Origin of the sequence: Nocardia carnea (assembly GCF_029868325.1) — a bacterium.
Classification (GTDB): Bacteria; Actinomycetota; Actinomycetes; order Mycobacteriales; family Mycobacteriaceae; genus Nocardia; species Nocardia carnea_C.
In genome coordinates, this window is the sequence record NZ_JARWNW010000030.1 from 1 (window position 1) to 20953 (window position 20953).

19 protein-coding genes are annotated in these 20953 nt (G+C 68.8%); 15 read left to right on the plus strand and 4 right to left on the minus strand.

Features of this window, described 5'->3' with window-relative positions; all coding sequences use genetic code 11:
* Positions 1–237: 237 nt before the first annotated feature.
* Together QH196_RS01010 and QH196_RS01015 are read left to right on the plus strand one after the other, a co-directional pair.
* The gene (locus QH196_RS01010) at positions 238–1674 is read left to right on the plus strand and encodes an ATP-binding protein (protein ID WP_280413850.1); all 1437 of its coding nucleotides are present in this window, start codon (positions 238–240) and stop codon (positions 1672–1674) included.
* 78 nt (positions 1675–1752) lie between these two features.
* The gene (locus QH196_RS01015; RefSeq protein ID WP_280413851.1) at positions 1753–2409 is read left to right on the plus strand and encodes a response regulator transcription factor; all 657 of its coding nucleotides are present in this window, start codon (positions 1753–1755) and stop codon (positions 2407–2409) included.
* Positions 2410–2582: 173 nt separating this feature from the next.
* On the opposite strand, the gene QH196_RS01020 is transcribed toward QH196_RS01015, so the two are convergent.
* Positions 2583–3752 carry a class I SAM-dependent methyltransferase gene (locus tag QH196_RS01020; RefSeq protein WP_280413852.1) on the minus strand — a complete coding sequence of 390 codons (1170 nt, stop codon included), beginning with the start codon at positions 3750–3752 and terminating at the stop codon, positions 2583–2585.
* A 166-nt stretch (positions 3753–3918) separates the two neighbouring features.
* On the opposite strand from QH196_RS01020, the gene QH196_RS01025 reads away from it, so the two are divergent.
* Together QH196_RS01025 and QH196_RS01030 are read left to right on the plus strand one after the other, a co-directional pair.
* Positions 3919–4542, plus strand: a complete 624-nt coding sequence (locus QH196_RS01025; RefSeq protein ID WP_280413853.1) for an AMIN-like domain-containing (lipo)protein — start codon at positions 3919–3921, stop codon at positions 4540–4542.
* Between the two features lie 156 nt (positions 4543–4698).
* Positions 4699–5229 (plus strand): hypothetical protein, encoded by a 531-nt coding sequence (locus tag QH196_RS01030; RefSeq protein WP_280413854.1) that lies wholly within the window; start codon positions 4699–4701, stop codon positions 5227–5229.
* Positions 5230–5240: 11 nt separating this feature from the next.
* Here the strand turns inward: QH196_RS01030 and QH196_RS01035 are convergent, their stop codons facing one another.
* Positions 5241–6806, minus strand: coding sequence for a DNA polymerase Y family protein (locus QH196_RS01035; protein WP_280413855.1), 1566 nt, complete (start codon positions 6804–6806; stop codon positions 5241–5243).
* 75 nt (positions 6807–6881) lie between these two features.
* Positions 6882–7730, minus strand: a complete 849-nt coding sequence (locus tag QH196_RS01040; protein ID WP_280413856.1) for a hypothetical protein — start codon at positions 7728–7730, stop codon at positions 6882–6884.
* Between the two features lie 171 nt (positions 7731–7901).
* Here QH196_RS01040 and QH196_RS01045 point away from each other — a divergent pair, with 171 nt between their 5' ends.
* The 8 genes from QH196_RS01045 to QH196_RS01080 all read left to right on the plus strand — a co-directional run bounded on the left by QH196_RS01045 (position 7902) and on the right by QH196_RS01080 (position 16574).
* A complete protein-coding gene (locus QH196_RS01045) occupies positions 7902–8711 on the plus strand; it encodes an LmeA family phospholipid-binding protein (RefSeq protein ID WP_062972572.1) in 810 nt (269 codons plus the stop codon).
* Positions 8708–9154, plus strand: coding sequence for a thioredoxin family protein (locus QH196_RS01050; protein WP_280413857.1), 447 nt, complete (start codon positions 8708–8710; stop codon positions 9152–9154). Before QH196_RS01045 ends, QH196_RS01050 begins: the two co-directional genes overlap by 4 nt.
* A gap of 313 nt (positions 9155–9467) precedes the next feature.
* Positions 9468–9968, plus strand: a complete 501-nt coding sequence (locus QH196_RS01055) for a DUF4395 domain-containing protein (RefSeq protein ID WP_280413858.1) — start codon at positions 9468–9470, stop codon at positions 9966–9968.
* A gap of 28 nt (positions 9969–9996) precedes the next feature.
* Entirely contained in the window at positions 9997–10830 is an 834-nt protein-coding gene (locus QH196_RS01060; protein ID WP_280413859.1) for a sulfurtransferase, read from the plus strand.
* A 5-nt stretch (positions 10831–10835) separates the two neighbouring features.
* Positions 10836–11141, plus strand: coding sequence for a DUF1416 domain-containing protein (locus QH196_RS01065; protein ID WP_195055533.1), 306 nt, complete (start codon positions 10836–10838; stop codon positions 11139–11141).
* 550 nt (positions 11142–11691) lie between these two features.
* Positions 11692–14220: an alpha-glucan family phosphorylase gene (gene glgP, locus QH196_RS01070; RefSeq protein WP_280413860.1), complete on the plus strand. Its 2529-nt coding sequence runs from the start codon at positions 11692–11694 to the stop codon at positions 14218–14220.
* A gap of 364 nt (positions 14221–14584) precedes the next feature.
* A complete protein-coding gene (locus tag QH196_RS01075) occupies positions 14585–15946 on the plus strand; it encodes an NCS2 family permease (RefSeq protein WP_280413861.1) in 1362 nt (453 codons plus the stop codon).
* Positions 15947–16043: 97 nt separating this feature from the next.
* A complete protein-coding gene (locus QH196_RS01080) occupies positions 16044–16574 on the plus strand; it encodes a DoxX family protein (RefSeq protein ID WP_280413862.1) in 531 nt (176 codons plus the stop codon).
* Positions 16575–16834: 260 nt separating this feature from the next.
* Here the strand turns inward: QH196_RS01080 and QH196_RS01085 are convergent, their stop codons facing one another.
* Positions 16835–18883, minus strand: coding sequence for an ATP-dependent DNA helicase (locus QH196_RS01085; protein WP_280413863.1), 2049 nt, complete (start codon positions 18881–18883; stop codon positions 16835–16837).
* A 122-nt stretch (positions 18884–19005) separates the two neighbouring features.
* Here QH196_RS01085 and QH196_RS01090 point away from each other — a divergent pair, with 122 nt between their 5' ends.
* The 3 genes from QH196_RS01090 to QH196_RS01100 all read left to right on the plus strand — a co-directional run bounded on the left by QH196_RS01090 (position 19006) and on the right by QH196_RS01100 (position 20830).
* A complete protein-coding gene (locus QH196_RS01090; RefSeq protein WP_280413864.1) occupies positions 19006–19881 on the plus strand; it encodes an oxidoreductase in 876 nt (291 codons plus the stop codon).
* A gap of 74 nt (positions 19882–19955) precedes the next feature.
* Positions 19956–20471 carry a transcriptional regulator gene (locus QH196_RS01095; protein ID WP_280413865.1) on the plus strand — a complete coding sequence of 172 codons (516 nt, stop codon included), beginning with the start codon at positions 19956–19958 and terminating at the stop codon, positions 20469–20471.
* Positions 20468–20830 (plus strand): DUF3817 domain-containing protein, encoded by a 363-nt coding sequence (locus tag QH196_RS01100; RefSeq protein WP_280413866.1) that lies wholly within the window; start codon positions 20468–20470, stop codon positions 20828–20830. Before QH196_RS01095 ends, QH196_RS01100 begins: the two co-directional genes overlap by 4 nt.
* Positions 20831–20953 lie beyond the last annotated feature (123 nt).

Consider the following 20953-nt stretch of genomic DNA (forward strand, 5'->3'; position numbering starts at 1 on the left):
ACATACCCTCGATACTGGCACGTCCGCAACCCACCCGGCCATGGGGAAACACCCTGATCTGTAACATGGCGCCGCCAACCGGCGGGCGGGGGGGGGGGCTCCGCGGGGGGGCTCGGTCCCCCCCCCCCCCCCCCCCCCCCCCCCCCCAACCCCCGCGCCGCCGGAGGCGGCGCCATGTTACAGATCAGGGTGTTTCCCCATGGCCGGGTGGGTTGCGGACGTGCCAGTATCGAGGGTATGTGCCCGTTCGGACCTGCCTTCTACGCCCCGGGTGCCGACCGTCCCGTGGCCGACCCGGATACCGCGGCGGGCGGGCGGTTGGTGCGCCGATCCGGCGGCCGGATCGTGGGCGGGGTCGCCGGCGGCGTGGCCGACCATCTCGGGGTCGACGTACTCAAGGTGCGGATGGCGTTCGTCCTGCTGTCGGCGTTGGCCGGGGCCGGGATAATCGCCTACGGCCTGTTGTGGATCTTCACGCCCGGCGGTGGCGACGACGCCCGGCCCTCCGGTACGGAACGCCGTCAGGCGATCGGGCTGGCGCTGCTCGGCCTGGGGCTGTCGGTGGCGGTGTCGTGGGTGTTCAGCGGCACGGTGGTCCGGGTGATCGCACCCCTGCTGGTGATCGCGGTGGGCGCGGCGCTGGTGTGGCGGGAATACGATGCCGACGGCCCGCGGTCGCTGGTCGGGATACCGGCGAAACCGTCGGTGGTCACCTGGTCGCGGATCATCGCCGGAGTGACCCTGGTGGTCGTGGGGCTGGCGGTGGTGGTGCTGTCGCAGGTCGACTGGGGTTCGCTCGGTTCGGCGCTGCTGGCGGTGGCGGCGACCTTGATCGGGGTCGGGTTGCTGACCGTCCCACTCGGCCTGCGGATGATGCATTCGCTCAACGCCGAACGCGCGGCCCGTATCCGCAACGAGGAGCGCGAGGAAATCGCTTCCCATCTCCATGATTCGGTGCTGCAGACGCTGGCGTTGATCCAGCGGCAGGCCGGCGATCAGCAGGAGGTGCTGCGCCTGGCCCGCAGCCAGGAACGCGAACTGCGGCGCTGGCTGTTCGCCGACACCGGCCCCGCCGAATCCAGTCTCGCCGTCGCCCTGCGCACCATCGCCGGTGAGGTGGAGGATCAGCACGGTGTGAAGGTCACCCCGGTGACCGTCGGGGATGTGGCGATGGACGGCGAGGACAGTGGGTCCGGCCTGCCGAAGGAACATTTCACCGCCGTTCTGGGCGCGACCCGGGAAGCGCTGGTGAATGCCGCCAAACACGCCGGCGTCACCGATATCGACCTGTTCGCCGAGACCGAACCACATCAGGTCAGCGTGTTCGTCCGCGACCGCGGTACCGGTTTCGATCCCGATTCGATCCCTGAGGACCGGCACGGTCTCGCGCGGTCCATTCGCGCCCGCGTCGAGCGGCGCGGCGGGACAGTGGAGATCGTTTCGGAACCGGGGCGCGGCACCGAGGTGCGGATCTTCCTGCCCCGCACCGATTCCGGTACCGACGACGAAGACACCGGACGCGACCGGCTACGGTCTCCGGAGGCGGCTGCTCCCGAGGGCACGTCCGAACCTCCGCGGTCCGAACATCCCGAGGCCGTGCACACGTCCGGGTTTGCTCAGGTCACCGCCGAGCAGGCCCGCGGCGCGGGTACACGCCGCGAGGAGGTGCGTTGACCGCCGGTATCGCCGCCCCGGTGGAGGCATATCGGAGTGGATGGGCACACCGTCTCCGAGGGCGGCCGAGGCGGCGCGATGAATGAAGAGAGGCTGGTTGTGCGGGTTTTTCTCGTCGACGATCATGCGGTGTTCCGGTCCGGAGTGCGGGCCGAGTTGAGCCGGGAAACCGATATGGAGGTGGTCGGGGAGGCCGGGGGTGTGGCCGAGGCGGTGACGGGGATCAATGCCGCCAAACCCGATGTGGTGCTGCTCGATGTGCATATGCCCGCCGGGGGCGGGGTGGCGGTGCTGAACGGGATCGACAGCGGGCCGGTATGTCTGGCGTTGAGTGTTTCCGATGCCGCCGAGGATGTGATCGCAGTGATCCGGGCCGGCGCCCGCGGTTATGTGACGAAGACGATCTCCGGCGCCGAACTGGCCGACGGAATCCGCCGGGTGGCCGGCGGGGACGCCGTATTCAGCCCGCGGCTGGCCGGTTTCGTCCTGGATTCGTTCACCGGTAAATCCCCGGTGCCCGAGCCACCCCTGGACCCCGAACTCGATTCGCTGACACCCCGTGAGCTGGAGGTGCTGCGCCTGCTGGCCCGTGGTTACACCTATCGCGAGATCGCCGAAAAATTGTTCATCTCGGTGAAAACCGTGGAAACCCACGCCTCGAACGTGCTCCGGAAAACCCAGCAGTCCAACCGCAACGCCCTCACCCGCTGGGCCCACCGCCGCCGAATCGACTGAGGTTTTGGAGGCGCTCCGCGCCTCGAGGGCGGGGCCCTTATGGGCCCGGTTCTTCACTCCCGCCGGCCGGTCGCTGCGCTCCCTCCCTCTGGTCGCTCCAGAACCGGGCGGGCCCCGCCCTTAACGAATGGTCTACCCCGCTACTGCATCGACCAGGGCCTCCCGCGTCGCCGTCAAACACCGAAGTCGGTTGCCACTCCGTCGAACCCGTGCAAACCTCGCACCGAACGGGTGACCGTGAACTTCCGGTTCCGCCCCACCACCTCGGTGCGCCCCACCATGCGTTCGACCACCGTGCGGTGGTTGAGGTGATTGTTGTAAACCGTCCACAGCTCGCCACCCGGCCGCAGCACCTTGCCGGTCCGGGCGAACATCTTGATCGCCGACCCGGTGTGCACGGCGGCGCCCACATGGAACGGGGGATTGCACACCACGAGGTCGGCGCTGTTGTCGGCGGCGGCCGACATGGCGTCGTCCCGCACCACGGTGACCTGCCCGGTGACCGCGTTGGCCGCGGCGGTCGCGGTCGCGGAGGCCACCGCCGCGGCGGATTGGTCGGTGCCCACCACAGCGATTCCCGGTCGGGATCGGGCGAGCGCGACGGCCAGTATCCCGGTTCCGCAGCCGAGGTCGATGGCGTCGCGGGCATCGGGTTTCATGGCGCGCAGATGTTCCAGCAGGAACCGGGTGCCGATATCCAGGCGTGGCCCGGAGAAGGCGGCCCCGTGCGCGACCACATCGATGTCGAATTCGCCGATGTGTTCACGTAGCGGAAATCGTGGATCGCCCAGCGGTTTCGGCCCGCGCACCAGCAGAGTGCGCGATTTCTGGCGGCCGCGGCTGGCCCGTACTTCGGTGAAGGATTCCCCCAGTACGTCGTTCATCGCCTTGGTGAGGTACTTGTCCCGGCCGCCGGCGAACACCTGGACCTCGGGGTGGGCGTAACGGGCGATGGCGTCGGCGATTTCGGCGAGCCCGGCCAGTACCCGCGGTAGTCGCAGCAGGACGACGGTGGCGTCGCGCAGCAGGTTTTCGTCGAGGGCGTGCGCGGTGTAGCGGTCGCCGAGCCCGTGCGTGCGGGCATTGGCGGCGAGCGCGAGTTCACCGGTCAGCAGGTCCTGGTGGACCCGGATACCGTGCAGGTCGTGAGTGGCGGCGGCGCCGAGGGTGAGGGCGCCGTAGTTGTCGCCGATCACCACCACTTTGCCGGGCTCGGCGGTGGTGAGTGTCTCCGCGGCCACGTCGAGAATGAGGCGGTCCGCGGCGTCGACGGCGTACAGGTTGGCGGCCTCCACATCCGGATAGCGGCGCAACCGTCCCAATAGGTCCTCCACGTCTCGCACACGACAAGTGTGCTAGATCGTTGCCGTGCGCTGCCGCGCGCCCCGGTGGAAGCGCTTCGCACGGCATGATCGCGGGGCCGCGCGCGGTCGGCGGCCGGTGCTCGGGCCACACCGTGAGAGCAGGCGTTACCGCAGGACAGTGGCCGCTGCGGTTAGCATCGGCCATATGCGTACCGGGCGTTTACTGGTGGTGGCGGCGATGCTGGCGGCTCTCGCCGGATGTGCCGATTCGGGGTCGACACCGCCGGTTAGCTCTTCGCCGATGAGTCCGGCGGTCCCCAGTTCGGAAGCAGGCACCCCGGGACTGCCCGTACCGCCGATCCCTTTGCCCGGGGAACCGGTACCCGCACCCGACGATACGGTGCCGAAGCAGGCGGAGGCCTCCCCGGACGCCATGCTCACCGTGACCGATATCCGGTTGAGTCACCACGCGGGTTTCGACCGGGTCGAGTACTACCTCGGCGGACCGGGAACTCCCGGGTGGAGTGTGTGGTACACCGGCCGGGCCGTACAGGACGGGAGCGGCCGGGAGCTCGAAGTGGCGGGCGATTCGGTACTCGAGGTCCGGATCACCGGTTCGGCCTACCCGTTCGACAGCGGGGTGGCGCCCTACACCGGCCCGGACCCGGCCACCGATCCGGCGGTGCCAGGTATCGCCGGGGTATACCGGACGACGGTGTTCGAGGGGATCACCCAATCGTTCATCGGAGTCGCCGGCGATGATCCGGGCTTCACCGTTTCGGCGGCCACCATGCCGAACCGCCTGGTCGTCGACATCGCCACGGGTTAGTGTTTCCCGGCACGGGTATCGGTTGATCGACAATGCGGGCCTGGGCAGCCGGGAATCGTCTCGACACAGTACGGTTGTCAGCACCGGTGGCTCAGATGTCCGGCGCGCCGGGGCGAGAGTACGGGGTCGTGGGCATCCGAGGGGAGTTTCAGACCGATGCGACGATTCGAACGAGCCGGCCTCGCCGCCGCACTGACCGCGCTGATCGCCGGTGGATCTCTCGCTGCCTGCTCCACGACGGTGACCGGTACCGCCGAAGTGAACCAGAGCGAGTTGCAGCTGTACACATCGGAGATCAAATCCTCCTCGGCCGCGGCGTCGTCGTCGCGGGCGGCGGCCGCCGAGGCAGCCGCGACCGATGTCTGTGAAGCGCTGCGCGATCACAACAACCCGGCGGTCGACGCGTTCAACGCCTATATCGACGCCAGCGACAACAAGGCGCCGGACGAGGGGCCCAAGAAGGATGCCGCGATCACCGCGTTGCGCGATACCGCCGGCAAGATCGACGAGGAACTCAGCCCCGATGTTCCCAACGATGTCTCGGCGCCGATGCGCACCTACCGCGACAATCTGAAAACCCTGGCCGACCTGCTGGAGCGCAACGCTTCGGTGGACGAGATCAACGGTCAGATCGATTCGTTCAACGGGGACAAGGACGCCGCCTTCGACGCCTGCGACCCGTACTGAGCCGGCGCCGGTCAATCGTAGAGTCCTTCGACGCACCAGTGATCGTCCCGGGCGAGTAGCAGCAGGCTGTGCGGTCCCGGTAGTTCCACCTGGGCGCGGGCGGCCGGGGCCGCGCCGGGTGTCCACCAGAGCTCGTCGAGCAGCCAGGGCCCGGCCCACGCGGTGAGCCGCCAGCTCGACCGGCCCCAGCGCAACCGTGCGGGCGGGCCGCTGAACAGACCGCGGGCGGTGATCCGGACGGGAGTTCCGTCGGCTGCCTCGAGCGCGATGCGCGGGCGGTCGAGCATGATGACGGCGGGGGCCGGTTCCGGTATCCGGCCCGGCCAGGGCGGCGCCGGATCGGTATCCGGCGCCGGTTCGTCGCCGAAGGTGACCATGGTGACCCGTTCCGTGGGCCCGCGTCCGCCGCTGAGCACCCCCACCCGCACCGCGTCCCCGCCGAGCAGGCCTTGGACGCGGACCAGTGCGCGCAGGGCGCGCTCGTCCCCGGACCCCGTATCGCCCCACAGCCCGAGCTGCAGGGCGGCAGCCGGTGTCACCTCCACCGGTATCAAATGCAGCACGGTGATCGCGGCGGTGGGCCGATCGCCGGACGGCCGGGTGAGCCAGCCGTCCAGTTGCCAGCGCACGCGGTCGGCCACGCCGTCGGCGGTCAGCGGTTCGGCGCAGCGCCAGACCCGCGAGAGTTCTTCTCCGGCCTCGGTTTCCGCGCGGATCTCCAGCCGGGTACAGGCCACCGATGCCGCCGACAGCTTCGCGGTGAGCCGGGTGGCGAGCAGCCGGCCGGCGAAGGCCGCGGCGTCGACCCGGTCGATCGGTGGCTCGCACGGTAGCCGGACCGACATCTCCGGGGGCAGGCTCCGGGGTGCCGGCGGGCGATCCGGTAGTGCCCGGGCGAGCCGGTGGGCCACGATCGCGTCCGCGCCGAACCGCGAGGTGACCTGCGTGGTCGACAGGGCAGCGAAATCCCCGATGCGGCGCAGGCCCAGCCGGTGCAGCAGATCCAGCAGCGCGGCGCGTTCCCGTTCCGCGGGGCCGGGTTCGGCCGCCAGTTCGGTGATCGGCAGCGGCGCCAGGAACCGGGCATCCCGGCCGGGCGGTACGAGGGTGCCGTGCCGGGCGGCGACGAGGGCGGTCGGGAGTTCGTCGGCGATCCCGATCCGGGCCTCCACTCCGGCGGCCGCCACCGCGGCGAGCAATTGCCGCACGGCTGCCTCGGCCGATCCGAAATACCGGATCACGCCCCGTGCGGGCAGGACGAGCAAACCGGGGCGCAGCACCTCGACACCGGAGGCGAGGCTGTCGACGGCCGCGGCAACCGGTTCGAACAACCGCGCGTCACGGTCCGGATCGGGGTGTGCGATATGGAGTTCCGGGCAGCGGCTCTGCGCTTCGCGTTTCCGCATACCGCGGCGCACCCCCGCCTCGCGGGCGGTGGCCGAGCAGACGACCACCCGGTTCGCATGCAGTATCGCCACCGGCTGTTCCGTGGACAGTCCGGCCCCCGCTGCCGCCGCGACCGCGGGCCAGTCGGGGCACCAGACCGCCAGCACCCGCGCCTCCGGCCGCGGGCTCATCGGAGCCTGTCACCGGGCGAAGGAAAGGACCGGCACGGATAGTGGGTCCGGCGGACGCCGCGGGGTGCGATCGGGTCAGGAAGCAACCGAATCCTCCTGACCTGATACTTCCGGCTGGGCCGGGGTGTGTGCGGTGACAGTCTCGTCAAGGGCGATCCATTCCACGCGACCACCGAGCGGGCGCGCGGCAAGCCGGCCACGGCGCGGGGCCCCGGCTCTGGTGCGGACTTCGATATCGAGGCTTATGGAACGGATCCGTCCGCTGCCCGTACCGAGCCCGGTGTAGCCGGCCACGCGGCTTTCCAGGCTCAGGTCCGGTGCGGGCCAGTCACCGCCGGTGACGAGCAATGTGGCCCCTTTCCCGCGGGCTTTCGCGGCGAGCACCCGGGCGCGGGCGGGTGCGATCGCGGCCGTGCCGAGGCCGAGTACCACCAGATCCATCCCGTCCAGCAGGACCGCCGCCACCTCCATCGGGTCCTGGCCGGCATCGGGGATCACCGCGAGCCGGTCGAGCCGGGCACCCATTTCCGCTGCGGCGAGCAGGCCGAGCCGGGGCAGGCCGACCGCGGCCGCGTGCCCGCCCGGCCCGGTAACCGCGGCGAGCAAACCGGCCAGCAGCGTTCCGGCGCCGCTGTAGGACACCACCGATCCCTTGACGAGTCCGCGGTCGGGCAGCAGCGGAGCGAGTGCGGATGGTACGGGAAGTACCTCGCGATCGACTGCGGAGGCCGGGGCGACCGGTGCCCGGATACCGGTCGCGCTGCGGGGGACGGGACCGGACCCGCGGACGCATCCGCTGCTCGCCCGCGCCCGGCGCAGTTCGGCCAGTTCACGCAGCCGCGCCCCACTCGCCTTCGGTGCTGTGTTAATTTGCGCCGCCTCCGGCGTCGCCGGTTCGGGGCCCCCTCGGTCTCGGTTCTTCACTCCTGCGCTCCTCCGCTTCGCTCCTCCGCTCCGTCAGTCCAGATCCGAGACGGGGCCCGAACCACAGAGGTGAACCGCAGGCAGCGGGCGTTTTTCGGGGCATCGCCGTTTCGATTCCGGAAGGCGTACCGCGGGCAGCCGACCCGCGGGGCGTCCATTAGGGTGCATGACATGCGGAAGCTGATCATCGGACTGCTGTGCCTGGCCGGGCTGGCAGTGGTCGCCGATTTCGGCGCGGCCGCATATTCGGAATACCGGGTGTCGCGATCGCTGCGGGTGGGCGCCGAACTCAGTGCCGACCCGGAAGTCACCTTCCACGGTTTCCCGTTCCTGCGCCAGGCGCTCGGCGGCCGCTACGACAATATCGAGGTCAACGCCGATAGCGTGCGCGCCGATATCCCCGGCGAAATCGCGCTCGAAGCCACCCTGCTGGGGATGCGGTTACCGTTCGGCGACCTCGTCGACGGCCGGGTACGCAGCCTGCCGGTGGATCAGGTGGATGTCCGGATGCGGGTCGCCCCCACCGAGCTCGGCAGGCTGTTCGGCATCCCCGATCTCGAAGTGCATTCGCGGCCCGCGGACAAATCCGACGGAACCGGCGGCTCGGGCGGCTCGGGAATGACCACTGCGGGCGCACTGGTGCTCACCGGGACGCTACCGAAGGCCCCCAGTGGCCAGCAGGGCGCGAGTTTCACGGGGGAACGGGTCAGCGTGGCGGCGGATCTGCTGCTCGACGGCGACCAGGTGCGGATAGTGGCCACCGGCCTGTACTCCGACGAACTCTCCCCCGTCCCGTCGGAGCCGGTGGTCGACGAGGCCGATATCCCGGCGGTACTGGCGATGTTCACCCGTACCATCGATACCAAGGAACTCCCCTTCGGGATCCGGCCCACCGAGGTCACCGCACTGGGTGGCCATATCGTGGTAGAGGGCCGGGGTGAAGATGTAACGATCGACCTGAACAGATTGCGGCGACCATGATCGAGATCACCATTCTGGTGGTAATGCTGCTGGCAGGGCTGGCAGTGGGGCTCTACCTGCGCCACCGCGAAGGCGCGGTCCGGAACGCTCCGGCCACCCTCGATCGCGATACCGCCGCCCGCGACGAACTGCTGGTGGCCGCCGGGGTCACCGGGGCCGGGCCGGCGGTCCTGCATTTCTCGGCGGATTGGTGCGGGCCGTGCGCCGCGGTGCGCCGGGTCGTGGCCGACGCCATCGCGGACCTCGCCGATTCCCCGCAACCGCCGCGGGATATCGAGATCGATATCGACGCGGATCCGGCGCTGGCCCGGGCGTTGAACGTGCTCTCGCTGCCCACCACCTTCGTCTTCGACGCCGAGGGGCGGGAACGGTTCCGCATCTCCGGGGTGCCCAAGACGAGCGATCTGCGCAGTGCGCTGAGTCCATTGACGGCCGCGCTGTAGTTCGGATGACGGCCGCGCTGCAGTGGGTCACTCGGTGGTGGTTGCTGTAAGGGGGCCTGACCAGGGGGTTACCCCCTACCCATTGGATCTTCGGCGGGATTGGGTAGACTGCGCGTTGTGCAAAACCACCGCGAGCTGATGCTCACCCGTCGCCGCACAGTCGATCTGTGCCGCCTCGGTGGTTGTTGCTGCCTGTGCCGCTGAGCGGTCGGCTCTTTTCCTGACGCCGACCACGGTTCGTCCGCGCGAGTGATTCATCCCCCGGCGAACCGGCCGAATTCCGCCGAACAGTTCGAGCGCAGGAGTTTCTTTCATGCCCCCTATCACCACCTCGACCAGCGGCCCGGGGACAGCCGCCGGGCAGGTCGATATCCGTGGTCCCCGCTTCGTCGCCTGGATCACCACGGGCGTCTTGGTCGTGGTGCTGCTGCTGGCTGCTGTGAGCACACCGGCCGCTGCGGTGCTGATCGCGATCCAAACCGTCGTTTTCGCGCTGGGCGCGGGCCTGGGACCGCGTCGGCATCCGTACGGCCTGCTCTACGCTCGTCTCGTCGCGCCACGTTTGGGACCGGTCACCGAAACCGAGCCGGCCGCGCCGCTGCGGTTCGCGCAGTTGCTCGGTTTCGTGTTCGCTGCCGTGAGCTTGCTGGGTTTCCTGCTCGGCGTCTCCGTGGTGGGCGCGCTCTTCGCCGGGTTCGCGCTGTTCGCGGCATTCCTGAATGCCGCGTTCGGTATCTGCCTCGGCTGCAAGATCTACCCGCTGGTCACCCGGCTGGTCCCCCGTTCCCTGTCCGAATCCCCCGCACCGAACTGAATCGCTAGTCACCACTGAAAGGAAACAAATGGCTCGCTCCGATGTCCTGGTCTCCGTCGACTGGGCCGAAGAGAATCTCAAGACCCCCGGCGTCGTCTTCGTCGAGGTCGACGAGGACACCTCCGCCTACGAGGGCGGGCACATCGAGGGCGCCGTCCGGCTCGATTGGAAGACCGACCTGCAGGATCAGGTTCGTCGTGACTTCGTGAACCAGGAGCAGTTCTCCGCGCTGCTCTCGGAACGCGGAATCGCCAACGACGACGAGGTCGTGCTCTACGGCGGCAACAACAACTGGTTCGCCGCGTACGCGTACTGGTACTTCAAGCTGTACGGGCACAACAACGTCAAACTGCTCGACGGCGGCCGCAAGAAGTGGGAGCTCGACGGGCGTCCGCTTTCCCGTGAGGCGGTTTCCCGCCCGGCCACCCAGTACAAGGCCGCCGCACCGGACAACTCGATCCGCGCGTTCCGCGACGAGGTCATCGCCGCCATCGGCACCAAGAACCTGGTCGACGTGCGCTCCCCCGACGAGTTCACCGGCAAGATCCTGGCTCCGGCGCACCTGCCGCAGGAGCAGAGCCAGCGGCCCGGCCATATCCCGAGCGCGATCAACGTGCCGTGGAGCAAGGCCGCGAACGAAGACGGCACCTTCAAGTCGGACGAAGACCTCGCCGAGCTCTACAAAGAGGCCGGGCTGGACGGCAACAAGGAAACCATCGCCTACTGCCGTATCGGCGAGCGTTCCTCGCACACCTGGTTCGTGCTGCAGGAGCTGCTCGGACACCAGAACGTCAAGAACTACGACGGCAGCTGGACCGAATACGGTTCGCTGGTCGGCGCACCGATCGAGTTGGGAGAGTAACCACCATGTGCGCAGCACCCACCCAAGGTCAGGCCATTCCGGCCGGCGTCGATGTGGAGAAGGAGACGGTTATCACCGGCCGTGTCCTCGGCACCGACGGCGAGCCCGTAGCCGGCGCCTTCGTCCGCCTGCTCGACGGCAACGGTGATTTCACCGCCGAGGTCGTCGCCTCCGGAACCGGCGATTTCCGCTTCTTCGCGGCCCCCGGCACCTGGACCCTGCGGGCGTTGTCGTCCGCGGGTAACGGCACCTCCGAGCTGAAGCCCGAAGGCCCCGGCATCCACAACGTGGACGTCACCGTCTCGAAGTAGCAGCTGAACGGAACGGCCCAGGACCGCCTCATACGAGCCGGTCCTGGGCCGTTCCGCACTCTGCGGCCGATGTGGGATGTTGTTCGGCGCTCTCACGGGTGATGCAGGGCAGCGGTCCCGCGCGCGATCACGGGTTCGTCCCGTACCGGTCCCGCCGCGCCCAGCCCGAGTACAACGAGCCCTCATAAGAACGCACCCGACACCAACGAAACTGGACAAGCGCCGCACACCACTGCGACGCTCACCGCCGCCGCGATCTTTCGAGGACCGCCGCAAGAGTAGACCCGGCAATACCGCGATGATTCGATCAACATCGAATCCCGGCCGACAGCGGTGCCGAGTTCAGCTAGACCGCCAGCGTCTCGCCGGTTCACACCGGGCCCGACGCAACCAGCGGCGCAGCCGAGTCTTACGAGGCCCTGAAAGGTTTTGGCCTGTCCATGCGTTCAGCACGCGAGACAATGCGCCGCAGGCGCGAGTATCGCGTGCTGAACGCATGGACCGAGGGGGGCCAAAACCCCGCGCGCCGCCGGCGCGCCAGAATTACCTCATGAAGGCACTGCGTCGGTTCACCGTCCGCGCCCATCTGCCGGAGCGTTTGGCCGCGCTGGGCGAGTTGTCGACCAATCTGCGCTGGTCGTGGCATGGCCCGACACAGGATGTATTCGCCGCACTTGACCCCCTGCGATGGGCGGCGATCGGGCACGACCCGGTACGTATGCTGCAGGAAGTGCCGGCCGGGCGGCTGACCGAGCTCGCCGGCGATGCCGAGTACTGCGCGTCGCTGGACGCGGCGGCTGCGGACCTGCGGGATTACCTGGATCGGCCGGGGGCGGATTTCGGGGTGCGCGGGATCGCGTACTTCTCGATGGAGTTCGGGGTCAGCGAGGTGCTGCCGAACTATTCCGGTGGTCTCGGGATCCTGGCCGGCGATCATCTGAAGGCGGCCTCGGATCTGGGTCTTCCGCTGATCGCGGTCGGGCTGCTCTACCGGTCGGGGTATTTCCGGCAGTCGCTGAGCGCCGACGGCCGGCAGGTCGAACGGTATCCGGCACTGGACCCGCAGGGGTTGCCGCTGCGGCCGTTGACGGCCGACGGCTCGCCGGTCCTGGTGCATGTGGCGATGCCGGATCGGCGGGTGCTGGCGGCGCGGGTGTGGATCGCGCAGGTGGGCCGGGTTCCGCTGCTGCTGCTGGATTCCGATATCGCCGCCAACGACCCGGATCTGCGTGCGGTCACCGACCGGCTTTACAGCGGCGACCAGGACCACCGGATCGAACAGGAGATCCTGGCCGGTATCGGTGGAGTGCGGGCGGTACGGGCCTACACCGCGGCGGCCGGTCTCCCGGATCCGGAGGTCTTCCATATGAACGAGGGACACGCAGGGTTCCTCGGGCTCGAACGTATTCGCGAATATCTCGCCGCCGGGCACGATTTCGATACCGCGCTGGCCGCGGTGCGGGCCGGGACCGTATTCACCACGCACACTCCGGTCCCCGCCGGTATCGACCGGTTCCCGGTCTCGCTGGTGCACCGGTATTTCGGGGGGTCGGCGGGGGAGGCGGATTCGCCGCTGCTGCCCGGTATCGGTGTGGACCGCATCGTCGGGCTGGGTCGGGAAGCCGATCCGGCGGTGTTCAATATGGCGCATATGGGGTTGCGTCTCGCGCAGCGCGCCAACGGTGTATCGCGGCTGCACGGGGAGGTGAGCCGGGAGATGTTCAACCCGCTGTGGCCCGGTTTCGATACCGCCGAGGTGCCGATCGGTTCGGTGACCAACGGTGTGCACGCGCCCACCTGGGCGGCGCGGGAATGGGGTGAGCTGCTGGAGGGCGCCGGCGGGTGGGCCCAGCTCGGTGACCTGGCGCCGGAGCAGCTGTGGGGGATCCGCAACACCCTGCGCGCGACCCTGGTCGCGGAGGTGCGCCGTCGGCTGCGTGCCTCATGGTTGCAGCGCGGTGCGGCCGAAGCGGAATTGCCGTGGGTGGACAATGTTTTCGACCCGCAGGTGCTCACCGTCGGCTTCGCGCGGCGGGTGCCGACCTATAAGCGGTTGACGCTCATGCTGCGCGACCCGCAGCGGCTGCGCGCGCTGCTCCTGGACCCGGACCGTCCGGTGCAACTGGTGGTGGCGGGTAAGAGCCACCCCGCCGACGAAGGCGGTAAGGCGCTCATCCAGCAGGTGGTGCATTTCGCCGACGACCCGGCCGTCCGGCACCGGATCGTTTTCCTGCCCGATTACGACATGTCCATGGCCCGGTACCTGTACTGGGGTTGCGATGTGTGGCTGAACAATCCCCTGCGCCCGCTCGAGGCCTGCGGAACGTCGGGGATGAAATCGGCGCTCAACGGCGGCCTGAACCTGTCCATCCGGGACGGCTGGTGGGACGAGATGTTCGACGGCGAGAACGGCTGGGCCATCCCGTCCGCCGACGGTGTCGGCGACGAACGCCGCGACGATCTGGAGGCCACCGCGCTCTACGACCTGATGGAACGCACCGTCGCGCCCCGGTTCTACGAGCGCGATACGCACGGTCTGCCGGTGCGCTGGCTCGAGCTGGTGCGCCACACCCTGCGCACCCTCGGACCGAAAGTGCAGGCCGACAGGATGGTGCGCGATTACGCGCAGCAGTACTACGCTCCGGCGGCAGCCGCGTACCGGCGGGCCACCGAGTCGGAGCTGCGCGGTGCGCGCGAGGTCGCGGAGTATCGGAACCGGGTGACGCACGCCTGGTCGCGGGTGCGGGTGCTCCAGGCCGACGCCACCGGCCTGCCCGACGCTCCGGTGCCCGGCGTGCCCCTGTCCCTGACCGCGCGTGTGGACCTGGGTGGCCTCGCGTCACAGAATGTGGTGGTGCAGGCGGTGCTGGGCCGGGTCTCACCGGATGGTGAGCTGTTCGACACCACCCTCGCCACGATGTCGCCGACCGGCCGGGAGACACCCGAATCGACCGTGGAGGTGTTCACGGTCGAAACCCCGATACCGCTGCCGGGCTCGATCGGCTATACGGTCCGCGTGCTACCCGCCCACGAACTGTTGTCCTCGCACGAGGAGCTGGGTCTGGTCGCGAACGCATGAGTTGCGTCATATGGCTCGGCGCGGGATGAGCCCGGGTAGTGCCTCGCCGGCGAGTAGGGCGGGCTCGTAGTCGCGCGTGCCGGGTTCGGCCCCGGCATCGTGGTCGGATTCGGGCGCGCACGAACTTTCGCGGATATCCGCGGACCGAGTGCGGGTGGGCATCACAGGGTTCGGGGGTTGGCAGTCTGTGATTGCGGCCGTCGCCGATGCGCTACCGAGCTACCGGCCCGGCGGGCGCGGGCGTGGTGCGACTTCGGTTCGTAACAAGTTTCCGATACCGTTCCACTGGCGCTGACCTGCGTCTAACCGCACCGGGGTGGGCGGCAACCGCCGGGACGGAGTTTGCTAGCCGACTGGAGATGCCATGGCCACAGGTCTTCTGACCCGGACTCGCGGACGGGTGGATTCGTTCTTCGGAATCGGGATCCACGGCTCGACCATGCGACGCGAGCTGATGGCGGGGACCGTGACGTTCCTGGCGATGTGCTACGTCCTCGCGGTCAACCCCTCCATCCTCGGCGACCAGGGCGATCTCGGCACGCAGGGTATCCCCACGCAGGCGGTGTTCACCGCGACCGCGGTCGCGGCGGTGGTGGGGACGCTCGTGATGGGGTTGTGGGCCCGCTATCCGGTCGCGCTCGCGCCCGGGATGGGCTTGAACGCGTTTTTCGCCTATTCGGTGGTGCTCGGCATGGGGATCCCGTGGCAGGTCGCGTTGTCGGGCACGCTGCTGTCCGGTGTGATCTTCTTCGTTCTCGCGGTCACCAAGATCCGCGAGAAGATCCTGAACGCGATCCCGTTGCAGTTGAAACTGGCCGTCGCGGCCGGGGTGGGCACCTTCGTGGCGTTTCTGGGGCTGAAGAACGCGGGCATCGTGGTGGACAATTCGTCAACCCTGGTCGGGCTCGGTGATTTCACCCAGGGCACGACGGTGCTGGCGTTGTTCGGACTCGTGCTCACCGTCGTCTTCCTCGTCCGCGGCTGGCACGGCGCGGTGCTGTACGGCATCGTGGCGACGGCGGCTGTCGGCATGCTCACCGGTCTGGTGGATATCCCCGACGGGGTGGTGTCCATGCCGCAGGGGCTCGATGAGACCTTCGGTCAGGCAGTGGCCCATCTGCCCGACGCGTTCACCGCGCAGATGGCGGTGGTGGTGCTGACCATGCTGTTCGTGGATTTCTTCGATGCGTCCGGCACGCTGATCGGGGTGGCGAACCAGGCGGGCCTGCTGAACGCGAAGGGCGAGCTGCCGCGGGCGTCGAGTGCGCTGTCGGCCGATGCCGTGGGCACGATGGCGGGTGCGGTGATCGGAACGTCCACCACGACGGCCTATGTGGAATCGACGGCCGGTGTCTCGGCCGGCGGCCGGACCGGGCTCACCGCGGTGGTGACCGCCGCCTGGTTCGCGGTGGCCATGTTCTTCTTCCCGATATTTGCGGTGGTGGCGGGTTCGGGTGCGGTGACCGCGGCCGCGCTGATCGTTGTCGGGGTGCTCATGGCGCGTTCGCTCGGCGATATCGACTGGAGCCGTTTGGAGTTCGCGGTCCCGGCGTTCATCACGATCATCATGATGCCGCTGACGTATTCGATCGCCAACGGCCTGGCCATGGGGATGATCTTCTATCCCGTGGTGATGGTGGCGCGCGGCCGGTTCCGCGAAGTGCATCCGGTGATGTGGGTGCTGACGGTGATCTTCCTCGCGTATTTCTTCCTGCTCGCGGAATAGCCCGAAACGTGGCAAGGTTAGGCTAACCTGGCCGCGTTGACCCGAGCTCGCTCGTTTCGTCTCTCCGGCTGGGCAACTGCGACAACGAGGGGTTCCCATGACTGCCGATACGACGCTCGAACGCGCCGCCGCAACCCAGGGCGGGTCGATATCCGGTGATACCGGCCTGCTGATCCTGCGGCTGGTCTTCGGCCTGTTGTTCGCTGCTCACGGCGCGCAGAAGCTGTTCGGCTGGTTCGGTGGCGAGGGGCTGGCGGCGAACAACGCAGGGTTCGCGAAAATGGGATTCGAGCCGGGCAAGGTGTTCGGAACGCTGGCCGGGCTGAGCGAATTCGTCGGTGGGCTGCTGCTCGCGCTGGGTGCGTTCACCCCGCTGGCGGCAGCAATCGTGCTGGGTACCGGAATCGTCATCGTCAACACCGGTTTCGGCAAGGGCTTACTCGGCGGCTACGAGATGGGCTTGTTGTTCGCGGTGGCCGCCTTGGCGGTCGCCTTCACCGGGCCCGGGCGGTTTTCGGTGGACTACGGTCGTCCCTGGGCGCGCACCGGCCTGACGTGGGGTGTGCTCTCGGTGGTCACCGCGGTGGTGGCGGCCGGTGCCACGTTGATCGGCAAAGCGGTCTTGTAGCCCTGGCGAGGTATCGGTGCGGCCGGTGCCGGGCCCGCCGCCGGCAACCGGGACAACTCCGGTGCCCACGGCCACTGTGGCCGGTGCGGCGGCACCGATTACATCAGGGCTGGAGCGGGCAAGCCGGTACAACTCGAGCCCCGAGCCCGGAGATCGGCCACGAAAGCCACTACAGCGTTACCGAACTCGGCGCCGTTGGACGACTCGCCCGGACGCAGATACAACACCGATGTCCACCTCGCTCCGCCGTGCCGTAGGCCTCAGACGGTTGCGGCGGCGTCGAGGCGGTGCAGGGCCTTCAGCACGACTTCCGGGTCCGCGGTTTCCCAGTACGGGGGCAGTGAGGCGCGCAGGTAACCGCCGTAGCGTGCCGTGGCGAGGCGCGGATCGAGGATGGCCACGACGCCGCGATCGTCGACGCTGCGCAGCAGGCGTCCGGTGCCCTGGGCCAGCAGAAGAGCGGCATGGCTGGCCGCGACGGTGAGAAAGCCGTTGCCGCCGCGGGATTCGACCGCGCGCTGACGCGCTGCCAGCAGCGGATCGTCGGGGCGGGGGAAGGGGATCCGGTCCAGGATCACCAGGCTCAGCGACGGGCCGGGGACATCGACACCTTGCCACAGGGAAAGGGTGCCGAACAGCGAGGTCTCCGGGTCGTCGGCGAATTTGCGCACCAACGCGCCGGTGGAATCCTCGCCCTGGCACAGGATCGGTGTCTTCAGCCGGGAACGCAGGGCCTCCGTGGCCGCTTTCGCGGCGCGCATGGACGAGAAGAGCCCCAGCGTGCGCCCGCCCGCGGCCGAGACCAGCCGTTCGATTTCGTCGAGATAGGCCGGCGGCAGGCCGTCGCGGCCCGGGGCGGGCAGATGTTTGGCGACGTAGAGGATCCCGGATTTCGCATGGTCGAAGGGCGAGCCCACATCCAGCGAGGACCAGCGGACGGTATCGGTATCCGCGGGGGCCTCCGCGCCGTTGGCCAGTGCGGGGTCGGCCTTGCCGCCGGATTCCGGCGGCAGGCCCCAGGTGCGCGCCAGGCCGTCGAACGTACCGCCGATCTGCAGGGTTGCCGAGGTCAGGATGACCGTGGCCGTTCCGAACAACTGGCTGCGCAGCAATCCGCCGACGGCCAGCGGTGCCATATGCAGCGAGCGGCGGGTGACACCGCGGATCTCGTCGGCCGATAACCACACCACATCGCGGCGCGCCGCCGGATCGGGTTCGTCGAACGCGGTGAGGGCGCGGACCGCGCTGTCGTGGATCTCCTCGACCGCGGCCACGGCCATATTCCGGCCGGCGGCGGCTTCCGGATCGGAACCCGGCGCGGCGGAACTTTGCGGGTTGAGCGCGGTGCGTGCGTTCCAGGCGGCATCCCGGATGAGGGCGAGTACCTGGCCGATTCCGTCGGGCAGTGCCTCCCAGCGGTTGGGGCCGAGATCCTCGAGGGCGCCGTGCCAGGCTTCGGCGGCCGCCTCGAGCCGATCGACCTCCTGCTCGTCGATGAGTTTGGCGCAGCGCCGGGCGGCGGCGCTGATGGCCGTCGCGGACAGTTCGGCGGTCGCGACGCCGGTGACGCGGTCGACCAGTTCGTGTGCCTCGTCCACGACCACCACATCGTGCTCCGGCAGCACCTGGATACCGCTGATGGCATCGATGGCCAGCAGTGCGTGATTGGTGACGACCACATCGGCCTGCGCGGATTCGGCGCGGGCGCGTTCGGCGAAACAATCCTGACCGAACGGGCAGCGGGATTTCCCCAGGCATTCCCGCGACGAGACGCTGACCTGCCGCCAGGCGCGGTCGCTGACCCCGGGGGCGAGTTCGTCGCGGTCGCCGGTCTCGGTATCGGAGGCCCATTCGTTGAGCCGTTTGACCTCGCGACCGAGCCGCGAGACCGCGAAAGCGTCGAACAATTCCGCTTCGGCAGGCTCTTCCGGGACGGCGCTGTTGATTTTGTTCAGGCAGAGATAGTTGTTGCGGCCCTTGAGGATCGCGAATTCCGGTGGTCGCCCGAGTGGTTTCGCCAGGGCCTGCGCCAGCCGGGGCAGATCCCGGTCCACCAGCTGCCGCTGCAGGGCGATGGTGGCGGTGGAGACCACCACCGTGCGCCCGGTGCGGACCGCGTGCCGCAGGCTGGGCACCAGATAGGCCAGGGATTTCCCGGTGCCCGTACCGGCCTGGACCGCGAGATGGCGTTTGGTCTCGATGGCATCGTCGACCGCGGCCACCATGGTCATCTGACCAGGGCGCTCCTTACCGCCGAGTGCGGTTACGGCGGTCGCCAGCAGGGTCGATACGGGCGGGAGTTCGGGCACTCGGGCAGCCTACTGCGCCCCACCGACACCCGTGCGCGCAGTCGCGAACCGTGCGGTCCGCCGAGGTGTCGAGTGGTGGTGTCGCCCTTCACAGCGATCTTACTCAGCAGTAAGGTCGGATCATGGCGTGGAAACCCGATCAGATGCCCGACCAGCGCGGGCGTACTTTTGTCGTCACCGGAGCCAACGGCGGCCTCGGCGCCGAAACCACCAAGGTCCTGGCCGGTAAAGGGGCCACCGTGGTGATGGCCTGCCGCAACACCGAGAAGGCCCGCGAGGTCGCCGACAGCATCGGCGGCGATCTCCAGGTCCGCCGGCTGGACCTGGCCGATATGTCCTCGATCCGCGAATTCGCCGAGGCGACCGGTGAATTCGATGTGCTGGTCAACAATGCGGGCCTGATGAATGTGCCGTTCTCGCGGACCGTGGACGGTTTCGAAACGCAGTTCGGGGTGAACCACCTCGGGCATTTCGCCCTCACCGGGCTGCTGCTGGACCGGATGCGCGACCGGGTGGTGACCCTCGCCAGCATCGCCCACAAGCAGACACCCAAACTGTGGATCGACGACCTGAACTACGAGAACCGCCGCTACCAGCGCAACCTGGCCTATGCGCAGGCAAAACTCTCCAATCTGATGTTTGCACGCGAACTGCAGCGCCGGCTGGCGGCGGCCGGCTCACCGAAACGGTCCTACGGGGTGCACCCCGGGGTATCGGCCACCGAACTGTTCACCCGCACCGAAACCCCGCTCGACATGGTCAGCAAACCGGTGATCCGGCTGGTCGGGCACGCCCCGGCGAAGGCGGCGCATTCCACCTTGTTCGCGGCGACGATGCCGGATGCCGATCCGCAGACCTACTGGGGTCCGACCCGGTTGTTCCAGTCCCAGGGCCCGGTGGCGGCCTCCCCGTCGACCCGGTTGTCGAAGAACACGGGCCTGTGGCGGCGGTTGTGGGAAGAGTCGGAGCGGATGACCGGGGTCGTCTACGACCTCTGACCGGCGCCGACGGCCGGCCGCGCGACGCGCACCTCACACTACGGCCGGTGTAGTAGACGGGTACCGTGGTAGCCGTGCCCGAAACACCCCGCCGTACCGTGCACCGCCCGGCTCTGATCGTCCTGGCGGTTGTGCTCGCGGTGGCCGCGCTGGCATTGGGCTGGTGGCAGATGGAGCGGTTCTCCTCGGCCAGCGGGACAGCGCAGAACCTCGGCTACGCGATGCAGTGGCCACTGTTCGGCGCATTCGCGCTCTTCGCCTACTTCCGTTTCGTGCGGTTGGAGCAGGATGCCGCAGATGGCGAATCCACGGACCAGGCCGCGGACTCGGCGGGCACAGCCGGCGAGGCGGGATCGACACCGGCCGGTGCGGAACCGGCCGCCAACGACGGACCGGTACGGCCGGGCCGCCGTCGCACCACCGCTGTCCGGGAACCGCGCGAAATTCCGGCCGGTTTCCTGCCGGAGCGGCCGCAAGCCGCCCGCGACACCGATCCGGTGCTCGCCGAATACAACAGCTACCTCGCCCGGTTGAACGCCGGCGACCAAGCGGGCAGCGAAGCCCGCGATCCCGAGAGGAGCGCCGGTTGACCGCCAGCGAGAAAACCACCGTCGCCGCCGAGCCCGCGCGGCCTGCCGGAGACCGCAAGATCGCGGGTGCGCTGCTGCGCTACCGTGTGCTCGCCTGGGTGACCGGTCTGTGGCTGCTGCTGCTCACTGCCGAGATGATCGCCCAGTACGGGTTCGGCGTGGATACCCCGTCGTGGATCGCGCTGGTGCACGGCTGGGCGTACTTCATCTACCTGATCCTCACCGCCGACCTCGCGGTCAAAGTGCGCTGGCCGATCAAACGCACCATCGGCACCCTGCTGGCGGGCACGATCCCGCTGCTGTCGTTCTTCGTCGAGCATCGCAACACCGTGCAGGTGAAACGCGACTTCGCGGTCTGATCGGGTACTCGCACACCCCGCCACCCGGGTGCGCCCGGGATGGAGGGCGCCACCTACGTGTGGAATCCGGCCGAACTGGTCGGCGAACTCGGCCCGATCGACGGTGCGTGGGCGGGGGAAATC